This window comes from Streptomyces beijiangensis, from assembly GCF_017315755.1.
In the GTDB taxonomy this organism is placed as follows: domain Bacteria; phylum Actinomycetota; class Actinomycetes; order Streptomycetales; family Streptomycetaceae; genus Streptomyces; species Streptomyces beijiangensis.
Map to the genome: position 1 here is coordinate 1 of NZ_JAFLRJ010000074.1, position 12,547 is coordinate 12,547.

Here is a 12,547-nt window from a genome sequence, read left to right on the forward strand (position 1 = left end):
GGGTGGAACCGATTCGGGACGAGCGGTGTATCCAAGGCAGCAGGTCGGTCACTCAGCAGGCGGGTCACTTCGCAGGCGGGTCACTTCGCAGGTCGGTCACTTAGGGGCGGCACTTCGTATGGGGGGTCACATCAGATGACGGAAGGCCCGGTCACGGATCATCAGAGCGGCTCGTTTGTCGGGGAGATCGACCTCCGCGGAAAAGCGGAATCCGGCGCTGAGGAAGGCGGCGACGGAGGGGGTGTTGCGGAGATCGGGTTCCGCGATGACGCGTGCGCAGCGCGGGCGGTGGTCGAGGACCAGGTCGGAGACGGCGCGCAGCAGCGTGGTGCCGAGGCCGTGGGCGCGGTCGGCGACACCACCGATGAGGAGGTGAAGGCCGGTGTCATGGGGGCGGGCGGGATAGTGCCGGGCGAGCGGATCGAGGTCCGCTCGGTAGATCTCCCAGTAGCTCATGGGCGTCCCGTCCAGCACGCCCATACAAGGAGCGCTTCGTCCGTCGCCGTCGAGTTGGGAGCGCAGATGCGCGGCGGTGACCGACTCGGGGCCGGGAAGCTCCCAGAAGGCTGCGACGGCGGGATCGTTCATCCAGCGGCTGATGAGCGCGAGGTCGCGGTCGAGGCGGACGGGGGCGAGGCGGAAGACGCCGGCGGACGTGGTCGCGGGTCCCCATGCGGACGGGATGTCGAGGAGGTCGTCCGTGCGCGGCCCCTGCTGGTCGGTCTGGGGAGCGGTCGCCGGCTCCGTGTCCCGCATGAGTGCGAGCAGTTCTTCGGGCAGCCTCAGATCCAGGGTGTCCTCGGGGCCCCCGTCGGGGTGGGGACCGGGACTGGTTCCGGTATCGGTGCTCGCATCGGTGGGAGGCACGGCGACGTTCCTCATTTCACATTCTGATGTCGGGTGGGGTCATGTCCCAGTGGAGTGAAGGGGGTTGGTGAGGGTGACGTAGACGGATTGGGTGTCGACGGGGCCGACGAGTTCATCGAGTCCGTGCAGCCTGGTCAGCAGATTGGCCTTGGTACGCAGTACGGGGGTGTCGAGGAGCAGTGCCGGCAGCGGGGAGCCGAGGGTGGTCGCCTTGGCGAGGAATCGGCGGAGGGCGGCGAGGAGCAGGCGTTCGTCGGCGAGGTGCTGGGCGCCGAAGGCCCCGATCAGACCCAGGACGTTGTTGATGCCGAGGTAGTAGGCAAAGCGTTCGTCGGTGACGGCGTCGGGGACGAACGTGTCGCTGACGGCGCCGATGGAAGGGAGGCGTTGTTCCAGGGAGTCGCGGTGGGACTCCCTGAAGTAGTAGCCCTGGTTGTCGCGATAGCGGCCGCCGACGGGCCAGCCTTCGGGGTCGAGCAGGACCAGGGTGTTCTGCTGGTGGGCTTCGAGGGCGATGCCCGCGGTGCCGTCGAGCCAGAGGATGGGGCGTACGACGTGGTCGAGGTAGCGCAGGAACCACTCGGCGGCGACAGCCCCGGTGGGACGTCCGGTCCGGGCGGCGAGCCGGATCACGATGTCGGCAAGGCGCGAGTGCATCCCGGTCCTGCCGGGCCAGGGACGCAGCCCGGTGAGCCCGGCGATGCAGACGGCGTCGTCGCCGGGGCCGAACGGGTTGTGGCGCAGTACGACGTCGAGGCCGGGAAGAGGCTCCCCCTCCGGGGTGTCGACGGCGAGCCAGGCCGGGTCGCGGACGATGTCGAAGCAGGGGTGGGCCGCCTGCCACGCCTCGGCGAGTCCGCCGCGCAGCAGCCGGTGGACCTCGACGCCCCGGTGGAGCTCCTTACGGAGGTTCTCCCTGCGGGAGTTGGTGATGCGAAGGCCGAGCGAGAGCTTGAGCATGACCGGGACCCCGGGCCGGTGGACGGTCCGTACCGAAGAGGTGGGGTGCCAGTTGTCCCCGTGCGGTCCGAGGTCGTGCAGGAGGCCCGCGTCGAGGAGCGCGGTGACGGCGGGGCGGTGGGCCAGGTCGCGGGCCTGCCACGGGTGCAGGGGCAGCGGCACGGTGCCCGCGGGGAGTTGGAGGTCACCGGCAAGGCGGAGCGCCAGCTGGCCGGCGGGGACGGTGCGTCCGCGCTCGGTCCAGGCGGAGTCCTGCGCCAGGACGGACTGGTCCACCGCCATCCAGTGCAGGGGGAAGGAGCCGTACAACTCGGGTGAGTAGAGGCGGCTTTCGGCGTCGGAAAGGCCTTCCCTGCTCTTCGGAGTGGGGTGCAGGGGGTGGCCGAGGAGGAGGGACTGTTCGGCGTCGAGGAAAAGGTCCGCGTCGGCGGCGGGGCCGGGGCTGGCACGGCGGTCGGCGATGAAGGCCGCTGTCCGGCGCACCGAATCGGCGACGCGGCCCACCAGCTCGGAGCTCTCCGACTGACCCGCCTCACGGCCGAGCAGGGCGGCGACGGTGACGGCGTCGGCGGCCGGGGCGCCGTGCGGGCCGCTCTCCAGCGCCGGCCTGCCGAAGCGGTGCCATCCGGTGGCCGACCAGTACCTGACGGGCGCCAGGAGGGCGGTGCCGCTGGCGTGGAGCGGGATGCGCAGGGTGGGTCCGTCCGGTCGGGCGAGGTCGTTCTCCCGTACCCAGCAGCGCAGCAGGTTCTCGACGGCCGCGGCCTCCGCCGCGGTGTGCGGATCCGGGTCGTCGAGGAGGTCGTCCGCCGGCCGGGACCCCGACTTCTGGCGCGGTACCACCGCCGGTTCGACCGCGAGCCGGCCGGGGGCGGTGGGACGGCTGTCGGCCTCGGGCGCATCGGGTGCGGGGCTGGGGTTCACGGAGGGCTTCCTTGAGAGGTCGTCCGGGGTCAGTGCGATGGCCCGGTCTCGTGGGGTCGGTGGAGTGAGCGTTCGGCGGCGGTCAGGGCATCGGCGAGCCGGTCCAGTACGGCCTCGGCCTGTTCGTCGGTGATCGTGAGCGGCGGGAGCAGCCGTACGACACTGCTGTGGCGTCCACCGAGTTCGACGATGAGGCCGCGGTCCAGGCACTCCCGCTGGACGGCGGCGGCCAGAGCGGGGTCGGCGGGGGCCGGGCCCGGGGCGGTCAGGTCTTCCGCCTCCGGGTCGACGAGCTCGATGCCGATCATGAGGCCCTTGCCGCGGACATCGCCGATGCTGAGGTGGTCGGCGGCCAGACCCTGGAGCCGTCCGAGCATGCGGGTGCCGAGGGTGGCCGCGCGCTCCGCGAGGCGGTTCTCCCGGACGTATCCGAGGGTGGCGGCGCCGGCCGCCATGGCGAGTTGATTGCCGCGGAAGGTGCCTGCGTGCGCGCCCGGCTCCCAGGCGTCCAGCTCGGAGCGGTAGACGACGACAGCGAGGGGGAGGGAGCCGCCGATGGCCTTGGAGAGGACCATCACGTCGGGGACGATCCCGCTGTGCTCCACCGCCCAGAAGGTGCCGGTGCGCCCCACTCCGGTCTGTACCTCGTCGGCGATCAGCGGGATCGAGCGGTCCTCGGTGATCCGGCGCATCCGCCGCAGCCAATCGTCGGGCGCGGGAATCACACCGCCTTCGCCCTGCACCGGTTCGAGGATCATCCCGGCCGGTGGGGCCACCCCGCTCTTGGGGTCGTCGAGGAGACTCTCGGTCCAGCGGGCCGAGAGTTCGGCGCCGCGTTCACCGCCGACGCCGAAGGGGCATCGGTACTCCTGGGGGTACGGCAGCCGGGTCACGCGGACGTCCGGAGCGCCTCCCGATGCGGCCAGGGCGCCCTCGGTCATGCCGTGGTACGCACCGGTGAAGGCGAGCATCCCGCTGCGCCCGGTCGCCGTACGGACCAGTTTCAGCGCGGCCTCGACCGCGTCCGTACCGGCCGGTCCGCAGAACTGCACGCGTGCGTTGTCCGCGAGCCCGGGCGGCAGGGTGGCGAACAGCTCGGTGGTGAACGCGTCCTTGACGGGTGTGGCGAGGTCCAGGACGTGGAGCGGGGCCCCCGAGTCGATGACCTTCTTGATCGCTTCGAGGACCACCGGGTGGTTGTGGCCCAGGGCCAGGGTCCCGGCACCGGAGAGACAGTCGAGATACCGCCGCCCGTCCGCACCCTCGATCGTCAGTCCGCGTGCCCGCACGGGCACGATGGGAAGCGACCGCGCGTAGGTGCGCGCGGCTGACTCGCGCAGCGACTGGCGCCGAAGGATTCCCTCGTGCGCGATCCCCTCGGTCACGGCCACGGTTTTCGGTCCTCCCGCTGTAACGGTCTTCTCGTACTCCTGTTGCACCCCGGTCGTGAGCGCAGCCCGGAGATCCCCCGTACGTACCAACGACGCGGGCGCCGTGGGATCACGGGTATGTCGGAAGATCCTTGCGGTGGCGGAACCACGACCCTCCCGCACGCCGTCCCCAACGGCACGGCATAGTGGATCCGGCAATTCGGCACCGAGGTGCCGCAGTTCAGATGAAACGAAGTCCCAGGGGGAAACAAGACATGCGACCGATACGCCCAGCCTTGGCAGCAGTTGGCCTGACTGCCGTACTGGCTCTCGCCGCCACCGCTTGCGGCCCGGGCGACGACAACGCCGGGTCCAAGCCCAGCAGTTCGGCCTCCTCGTCCGACGGGATCCAGATCCCGGACGACATCAAGGAGCGGCTGAAGGAGCACGGCTTCGACCTGGACAAGTGGAAGAACGGCGAGTGGAAGAACTGGGACAGAGACAAGTGGCTGCGTGAGGCCCAGGACTTCATCAACCCGATCATCGACGGTCTCTGGGACCCGGACCGGATGAAGGGTGCGGACAAGCAGCCGCAGAAGCCCGTCGCCAACGACATCTCGGGCGACAAGGGCGTCACCGACCCGACCCCGGCCCCCGTGAACGCGCAGGCCCTCAGCTCCCCGTACCACAGCAGTCTTCCTGCGCTCGGCAAGATTCTCTTCGACACCCCTGAGGGCTCGGCGGTCTGCTCGGGCACCGTGGTGAAGGACCCGGCCCACCCCGGCAAGTCCAACCTGGTGTGGACCGCGGGCCACTGCGTCCACGCGGGCGCCAAGGGCGGCTGGTACCGCAACATCGCCTTCGTGCCGTCGTACAACGACGGCGGCAAGACGGCCGCTCAGCTGCCGAAGCCGACCAGGGAGCAGCTCGCTCCGTACGGCGTCTTCTGGGCCAACGGGGCGCTGACCTCCGATCAGTGGATCGCGGGCGGCGGCCCGACCGGCGGCCAGGGAGCCCCGTACGACTTCGCGGTACTGCACGTGACCCCCGAGAAGGGGTCGACCAAGTCCCTTGAGGAGACGACCGGTTCGGCTGTCGCGGTGGACTTCAACGCGCCTGCCGTGCCGAAGATCGCCAGCATGTCGGCGAACGGCTATCCGGCAGCAGCGCCCTTCGACGGCCAGAAGCTGTTCCGCTGCGTCGACAAGCCGGGCCGTCTCTCGATCGTGCAGAACGACCCGACGATGTACCGCCTGGGCTGCACCATGACCGGTGGTTCCTCCGGCGGCGGCTGGCTCACCTCGGGCCAGGACGGTCAGCCCACGCTGGTGTCCAACACTTCGATCGGCCCGGTGACGGCCGGCTGGCTGGCCGGTCCGCGCCTCGGCAAGGAGGCCAAGGACGTCTACGAGGCGGAGAGCAAGAAGTTCGCCAACCAGTAGAACCTGCTGCACGAACGGCCGAAGGCCCGCATCCCCTGAGGGGTGCGGGCCTTCGGGCTGTGTGCGAGCAGCGGGATCGTCAGCGCTTCGCCGGCACGTACTGCGCCAGGTCCGCGGCCAGTTCCTCGTGCACCCGCGCCTTGAGCAGGGTGCCCTCCGGGGTGTGCTCCTCGGAGATCACCTCACCCTCGGTGTGGGCGCGGGCGACCAGCCCTCCGTGCGTGTACGGCACGAGTGCCTCGAGCTCCACCTGCGGGCGCGGCAGTTCGGCGTCGATGATCGCGAGCAGCTCCGGGATCCCCGCGCCCGTACGGGCCGAGATCGCGATGGCGTGGCGCTCGGTGCGCAGCAGCCGCTGCAGTACGACCGGATCGGCCGCGTCCGCCTTGTTGATCACGACGATCTCGCGCACATCGGTCGCGCCGACGTCCCGGAACACCTCGCGTACGGCCGCGAGCTGCTCCTCGGGCACCGGGTGCGAGCCGTCCACCACATGCAGGATCAGGTCGGAGTCACCGACCTCCTCCATCGTGGAGCGGAACGCCTCGACGAGGTGGTGCGGCAGATGCCGTACGAACCCGACGGTGTCGGCCAGGGTGTAGACCCGGCCGCCCGGTGTCTCGGCCCGGCGCACGGTCGGGTCGAGGGTGGCGAACAGTGAGTTCTCCACGAGCACGCCCGCGCCGGTGAGCCGGTTGAGCAGCGAGGACTTGCCTGCATTGGTGTATCCGGCGATCGCCACCGAAGGCACCTTGTTGCGCTTGCGCTCCTGGCGCTTGATGTCGCGGCCGGTCTTCATCTCCGCGATCTCCCGGCGCATCTTCGCCATCTTCTCGCGGATACGGCGACGGTCCGTCTCGATCTTGGTCTCACCGGGACCACGCGTGGCCATGCCGCCGCCACCGCCGGATCCGGCGCCGCCCATCTGCCGCGAAAGCGACTGACCCCAACCGCGGAGCCTGGGCAGCATGTACTGCATCTGCGCCAGCGAAACCTGCGCCTTGCCCTCTCGGGACTTGGCGTGCTGGGCGAAGATGTCGAGGATCAGTGCGGTCCTGTCGACCACCTTGACCTTGACGACATCCTCGAGATGGATCAACTGGCCGGGGCTCAGCTCACCGTCGCACACGACGGTGTCCGCCCCGGACTCGAGCACGATGTCGCGCAGCTCCAGGGCCTTGCCCGAGCCGATGTACGTGGCCGGGTCCGGCTTGTCACGGCGCTGTACGACACCGTCCAGGACCTGCGCACCCGCCGTCTCGGCGAGTGCGGCGAGCTCCGCGAGGGAGTTCTCCGCGTCCTGCGCAGTGCCAGAGGTCCAGACACCGACCAGCACCACTCGCTCCAGGCGCAGCTGCCGGTACTCGACCTCGGTGACGTCCTCGAGCTCGGTGGAGAGGCCCGCCACGCGGCGCAGCGCCGCGCGCTCGGAACGGTCGTACTGGGCGCCGTCCCGCTCTCCGTCGATCTCGTGGCTCCAGGCGACGTCCTCTTCCATCAGGGCATCGGCCCGAAGGCTCTCGTTGAAGCTCTGCGCGTTCTCGGCGTTCTCGGCGTCTCGCGCGTCCTGGGAAGGGGAGGAAGAGGAGGTCATTGGATCCTTACGTCGATAGGAAATTCTTCAGTGTCTGTGACAACGCGTGATGACCTGGGAAGATTCCCGGCCGCGCCGACGACCTGTCGATAGTGGCACGGCACGGCCGGGACCGTCACCCGGGTTTTACCCCGCTCGGGGCGCCTTCACCGGGTCGCTGCGCCAGTCCTTGTGGCCGGGCATGGGCGGCGTCTTCTTCGCGTACAGCCACGCCCGGAAGAATCCGGAGAGGTCACGCCCGGAGACCCGCGACGCCAGGGCCGTGAAGTCCGCGGTGCTCGCCGAACTGTCCCGGTACTCGCTCACCCACGCCCGCTCCAGCTGCTCGAACGCGCTCCTGCCGATCTCCTGGCGCAGCGCGTAGAGCACCAGTGCGCTGCCGTCGTACACCACGGGCCGGAAGATACCGATCTGCTGCCCGGGTGCCGCCCGGCGCGGGGTGGCGGGCGGTCCGCCCGCCGCGCGCCAGCCGTCCGAATAGGTGTACGCGTTGCGCATACGCCGCTCCATCGACTGCTTGGCCTGCTCCTCCGCGTAGAGCGCCTCGTACCAGGTCGCGTGGCCCTCGTTGAGCCACAGGTCCGACCAGGCGTGCGGGGACACGCTGTCGCCGAACCAGTGGTGGGACAGCTCGTGGACCATGATCGAGTCGACGTACCACTGCGGGTATCCGGGCTGGGTGAACAGTGAGCGCTCGAAGAGCGACAGCGTCTGCGTCTCCAGCTCGAAGCCGGTGTCCATGTCCGCGATCAGGACCCCGTACGTCTCGAAGGGGTACCGCCCGACCTTCGACTCCATCCAGGCCAGCTGCCCGGGGGTCTTCTTCAGCCACGGTTCCAGCGTGGTGCGGTCCGCGGCGGGGACCACATCACGCACCGGCAGTCCGTGCGGCCCCGTGCGGCGCAGGACCACCGAGCGCCCGAGGGAGACCTGGGCCAGTTCGGTCGCCATCGGATGCATCGTCCGGTACGTCGACGTGACCTGCTCCCCATGGGTCCACCGGCCCTGCGGCAATCCGTTCGCGACGGCGGTGACGCCCTTGGGCGCGGTCACTCGGAAAGTGAAGAAGGCCTTGTCGGAGGGGTGGTCGTTGCAGGGGAAGACCCGGTGCGCGGCGTCGGCCTGGTTGGCCATGACGAGTCCGTCGCCCGTCTTCACCCAGCCGCCGGCCTGGCTGCCGCCCGGGTCGCTGGTGTGGTGGACGGTGATCCGCAGAATGGAGCCCGCGGGCAGAGGATCGGCCGGGGTCACGACCAGGTCCTCGCCGGTCGTCGCGAACTCGGCGCGGGCTCCGTTCACCTCGACGGAGGCGACCTTGCCGTGCGTGAAGTCCAGATTGACGCGGTCCAGGGCCTCGGTGGCCCGTGCGTCGATGACGGTGACGGCGGACAGGGGCTTGGTGTTGGAGCCTCCGTAGGTGAGGCCGATGTCGTACGAGAGGACGTCGTAGCCGGGGTTGCCGAGTTCCGGGTAGAGCGGATCGCCGATACCCAGCGGGGCGGGTGCGGGCAGGGCGGCGGCGATGAGGGCGGCCGATGCGGCGGCCAGCAGACCGGCGCGCAGCCGTCGTCCGGAGGGCCGAGAGGTGTGCAGCATGCGTTTACGGCTACCAGCGCGCACGGCACAGGCTGTGGCGACTCGCGCCGTACCACCCGAACGAGGTTCTCAGGCGGTGGCCGGATGCTGGGCGGCGCGGCTCACGTCGTACACCCCTGCCACATCACGCATGGTGCGCATCAGCGCGGGAAGCCCTGCCGAGTCCGGCAGTTGGAGGGTGTACGTGTGGCGTACGCGCTGCTCGCTCGGCGGTTCCACCGTGGCCGATACGACCGCGGCGCCCGCGGTGGCAATGGCCTCGGTGAGGTCGGCCAGCAAGTGCGGGCGACCGAAGGCCTCGGCGACCAGCGTGACCCTGACCTCTCCGGTGGCCCGCCAGCGCACCCCGACGGGGTCCCGTCCCACCGACCTCATCCTGGCCACGGCCGAGCAGCCGTCGCGGTGCACGGTGACGGCGCCGCCGCGCACCGCGAATCCGGTGACGGCGTCGGGCGGCACAGGCGTGCAGCAGCCCGCGAGCCGTACGGTCGCATCCGGCAGGTCGACGACGGCGTGGGCGCCCGCCGGCCGCACCGCGTCACCGGCCGCCGCCTCCGCGACGGGCCTGCGCGGGGCCGCCGCCGGCGCGGACGCGCCCTCCGGGTGTGCGGCCAGCCAGCCGGTGATGGCGATCCGCGCGCCGGGTGTACGTGCGTGGTCGAGCCAGTCGGGTGAGGGCCCCGAAGTGGCGTCCTGGGCGATCAGGAGCTGCACGCTGTCCCCGTCGCCGAGCACCGTGCTGAGGGTGGCCAGGCGGCCGTTGACCCGCGCCCCGATACAGGCGTGCGCCGCCTCGCCGTACTGGGCGTAGGCGGCGTCGACACAGCTCGCTCCGGCCGGCAGCCCCAGCATGGAGCCGTCGGAGCGGAAGACGGTGATCTCCCGGTCCTGCGCCAGGTCGGCGCGGAGCGTGGACCAGAAGGTGTCGGGGTCGGGGGCGGACTCCTGCCAGTCGAGGAGCCGTGAGAGCCAGCCGGGCCGCGTCGGGTCGGCGCGTTCGCCGTCCTCCGCGGGTTCCGCGGACACCGCCGCTTCCAGGGGGGCGTACGGATTGCCGAGCGCGACGACACCCGCCTGGGCGACCTTGTGCATCTGGTGCGTACGGATGAGGACCTCGGCGACCGAGCCGTCGGGGCTGGCGACCGCCGTGTGCAGCGACTGGTACAGGTTGAACTTGGGGGTGGCGATGAAGTCCTTGAACTCCGAGATCACCGGGGTGAAACAGGTGTGCAGCTCGCCGAGCACCGCGTAGCAGTCGGCGTCCTCGCCGACGAGCACCAGGAGGCGCCCGAAGTCCGTCGAACGCAGTTCGCCGCGTTTGATCCGCACCCGGTGCACCGAGACGAAGTGCCGTGGCCTGATCAGGACTTCGGCGCTGATGCCCGCGTCGCGCAGCACCGCTCGGACCTCGTCGGAGATGGCGGCGAGGGGATCGGGGGTCGCCGCGTCGGCGGCGATGAGGGCGCGGGTGTGCTCGTACTCCTCGGGATGGAGGATCGCGAAGACCAGGTCCTCCAGCTCGGTCTTGAGCGCCTGTACGCCGAGCCGTTCGGCCAGCGGGATCAGTACGTCACGGGTGACCTTGGCGATCCGGGCCTGCTTCTCGGGGCGCATCACGCCCAGGGTGCGCATGTTGTGCAGCCGGTCGGCGAGCTTGATCGACATGACGCGGACGTCATTGCCGGTGGCGACGAGCATCTTGCGGAAGGTCTCGGGTTCGGCGGCGGCGCCGTAGTCGACCTTCTCCAGCTTGGTGACGCCGTCGACCAGGAAACAGACCTCGGCGCCGAACTGCTCCCGCACCTGATCGAGCGTCACTTCCGTGTCCTCGACGGTGTCGTGGAGGAGGGAGGCAGTCAGGGTCGTGGTCTCGGCGCCCAGTTCGGCGAGGATCAGCGTCACTGCCAGCGGATGCGTGATGTACGGCTCGCCGCTCTTGCGCATCTGTCCGCGGTGCGAGGTCTCGGCAAGTACGTACGCCTTGTGCAGGACGGCCAGATCGGCATCGGGGTGATGGGCGCGATGCGCCTCGGCGACATGGCCGATGGCGTCGGACAGTCCGCCCCGGGAGACAGGACCGAGCAGCGCGGCCCGGCCCAGCCTGCGGAGGTCGATCCTGGGGCGGCCGCGTCGGCGGCTTGGGGCACCAGGATTGGTGGCCTCTGCACTCATGGGCACCTCCGGCAGTGTCGGCCATCGACCGGCGACTGTCAGGCTGCGAAAACGCCTGAGGGCCGGTGCTTGATGCTACCGAGCCCACCACGGGGCGCAGTCCTACTCTCGCTCAGCGTGAAACTGATCACCCATTCGAGCGAAAGTCAGTCGAGAGCCGTTTCCCACCAGTCGGCATCGATCGTGCCAGCTGCCACGATCACGGCAGGACCTGTCATCTCGATCCCGCCGTCCGGCCGCTCGGTGATCATCAGCCGTCCGCCGAGCACATCCACGGTGTACGTCACCGGGGCGCCGGTGACCGAAGGGTCGACCCCGTCCCTGCGGGCGGCGGCCACCGCCACGGCACAGGCGCCCGTACCGCAGGACCTGGTCTCGCCGGCGCCACGCTCGTGCACCCGCATCGCGACATGGCGCTCGCCCCGGTCCACGACGAACTCGACATTGACCCCCGTCGGATAGACGGCGGCCGGGCTGAAGGCCGGCGCGGTGTACAGGTCTCCGGCGTGCTCGAGGTCCTCTACGAAGGCCACGGCGTGCGGGTTGCCCATGTTCACGTTGCGCGCGGGCCAGCTGCGGCCGCCGACGGTGACCGTCACTCCGTCCTCGGGCAGCACGGCGCGCCCCATGGAGACCGTGATGTCCCCGTCGTCGCCCTTGGCCAGATGCACCTGCTTCACGCCGCCGCGGGTGGCGACCGCGATGTCGCCGTCCTCGACAAGACCGGCGCGCTGCAGATAGCGGGCGAAAACGCGCACTCCGTTGCCGCACATCTCGACGGTCGAGCCGTCCGCGTTGCGGTAGTCCATGAACCATTCGGCCTCGCCGGCCATCGTCCGCGCCTCGGGGTGCGCGGCGGACCGTACGACATGCAGCAGGCCGTCCCCGCCGATGCCGGCCCGGCGGTCGCAGAGTGCGGCGACGGCGGAAGCGGGCAGGTCGACGGTGTTGTCCGGGTCGGGGACGATCACGAAGTCGTTCTCGGTCCCGTGACCCTTGAGGAAGGCGAGCTGCGCAGTGGTTCTCACGCGCTCCATCGTACGAGAGGGCAGTGACAACGCCGACGGCGAGGGAGGCGCGCCTGTCGCCTCAGCGGAGCCGGGCGACCCGCCACACGGCCAGTGCGACCAGTGCGCACGCCGTGACGGTGTAGAGCCCGGCGACCCGCCAGTCGGGGCGCTCACCGGATCCCTTGGCGGGCAGTCCCGGCAGGGTGTAGCCCACCCGGCGGGCGGCCATCAGACCCCAGCCTGCCGCGCAGCAGCTGATCAGGAGTCCCAGCATGGCGACGACCGGACCGCCGTCACCGAATTCGAAGGCGAGCGGGAAGGCGAACATCAGCGAGCCGACGGCCGCGAGGATCACGATGGGCGCGAGCTGCCAGATCCGCAGCCTGCGCTGCGGGCGCAGCTCGACCTCGACCTCGGGCGCCACCGCTGACATGTCCAGGGGATCGGGCCCGTCCGGACTCAGCCGTACCGCTTCCTCCGGTACTCCAGGTGTGCTCTGGTCGCCCTGTTCCGTATCGCGCTCTCTGTCGCGAGGGCCGGCCTCCATCGCCACGCGCCCTCCCAACTCGGACTTCACTGTCGATCGCAGCTCGATGATGGCACGCTCGGGGG

At 70.4% G+C, this 12,547-nt stretch carries 9 protein-coding genes; 1 reads left to right on the forward strand and 8 read right to left on the reverse strand.

The window, feature by feature from the left end; translation table 11 throughout:
- Nucleotides 1-126 precede the first annotated feature (126 nt).
- Genes J0695_RS08375 through J0695_RS08385 form a run of 3 tightly spaced genes read right to left on the reverse strand, consistent with a single transcriptional unit; the run spans nt 127 to nt 4,142 of the window.
- On the reverse strand, nt 127-867 hold the full coding sequence (locus J0695_RS08375; protein WP_307798501.1) for a GNAT family N-acetyltransferase: 741 nt from the start codon (nt 865-867) through the stop codon (nt 127-129).
- A 39-nt stretch (nt 868-906) separates the two neighbouring features.
- Entirely contained in the window at nt 907-2,751 is a 1,845-nt protein-coding gene (locus tag J0695_RS08380; RefSeq protein WP_206961235.1) for an IucA/IucC family protein, read from the reverse strand.
- A 29-nt stretch (nt 2,752-2,780) separates the two neighbouring features.
- Nucleotides 2,781-4,142 carry a diaminobutyrate--2-oxoglutarate transaminase gene (locus tag J0695_RS08385; RefSeq protein WP_206961236.1) on the reverse strand — a complete coding sequence of 454 codons (1,362 nt, stop codon included), beginning with the start codon at nt 4,140-4,142 and terminating at the stop codon, nt 2,781-2,783.
- Between the two features lie 254 nt (nt 4,143-4,396).
- On the opposite strand from J0695_RS08385, the gene J0695_RS08390 reads away from it, so the two are divergent.
- Nucleotides 4,397-5,563 carry a trypsin-like serine peptidase gene (locus J0695_RS08390; RefSeq protein WP_206961237.1) on the forward strand — a complete coding sequence of 389 codons (1,167 nt, stop codon included), beginning with the start codon at nt 4,397-4,399 and terminating at the stop codon, nt 5,561-5,563.
- 79 nt (nt 5,564-5,642) lie between these two features.
- Here J0695_RS08390 and hflX read toward each other — a convergent pair whose 3' ends face one another.
- From hflX to J0695_RS08415, 5 genes are all read right to left on the reverse strand, one after another.
- The gene (gene hflX, locus J0695_RS08395; RefSeq protein WP_206961238.1) at nt 5,643-7,157 is read right to left on the reverse strand and encodes a GTPase HflX; all 1,515 of its coding nucleotides are present in this window, start codon (nt 7,155-7,157) and stop codon (nt 5,643-5,645) included.
- A gap of 126 nt (nt 7,158-7,283) precedes the next feature.
- The gene (locus J0695_RS08400) at nt 7,284-8,753 is read right to left on the reverse strand and encodes a M1 family metallopeptidase (RefSeq protein ID WP_206961239.1); all 1,470 of its coding nucleotides are present in this window, start codon (nt 8,751-8,753) and stop codon (nt 7,284-7,286) included.
- A gap of 69 nt (nt 8,754-8,822) precedes the next feature.
- Nucleotides 8,823-10,925, reverse strand: a complete 2,103-nt coding sequence (locus tag J0695_RS08405; RefSeq protein ID WP_206961240.1) for a RelA/SpoT family protein — start codon at nt 10,923-10,925, stop codon at nt 8,823-8,825.
- A gap of 146 nt (nt 10,926-11,071) precedes the next feature.
- Nucleotides 11,072-11,962 (reverse strand): diaminopimelate epimerase, encoded by an 891-nt coding sequence (gene dapF, locus J0695_RS08410; protein ID WP_206961241.1) that lies wholly within the window; start codon nt 11,960-11,962, stop codon nt 11,072-11,074.
- A gap of 52 nt (nt 11,963-12,014) precedes the next feature.
- Nucleotides 12,015-12,482 (reverse strand): hypothetical protein, encoded by a 468-nt coding sequence (locus J0695_RS08415; RefSeq protein WP_206961242.1) that lies wholly within the window; start codon nt 12,480-12,482, stop codon nt 12,015-12,017.
- Nucleotides 12,483-12,547: the final 65 nt, after the last annotated feature.

Coding starts and splice junctions, on each gene's coding strand:
- J0695_RS08390 (WP_206961237.1), top strand. CDS start 4,397: ATGCGACCGATACGCCCAGCCTTGGCAGCAGTTGGCCTGACTGCCGTA.
- hflX (WP_206961238.1), bottom strand. CDS start 7,157: ATGACCTCCTCTTCCTCCCCTTCCCAGGACGCGCGAGACGCCGAGAAC.
- J0695_RS08400 (WP_206961239.1), bottom strand. CDS start 8,753: ATGCTGCACACCTCTCGGCCCTCCGGACGACGGCTGCGCGCCGGTCTG.
- J0695_RS08405 (WP_206961240.1), bottom strand. CDS start 10,925: ATGAGTGCAGAGGCCACCAATCCTGGTGCCCCAAGCCGCCGACGCGGC.
- dapF (WP_206961241.1), bottom strand. CDS start 11,962: ATGGAGCGCGTGAGAACCACTGCGCAGCTCGCCTTCCTCAAGGGTCAC.
- J0695_RS08415 (WP_206961242.1), bottom strand. CDS start 12,482: ATGGAGGCCGGCCCTCGCGACAGAGAGCGCGATACGGAACAGGGCGAC.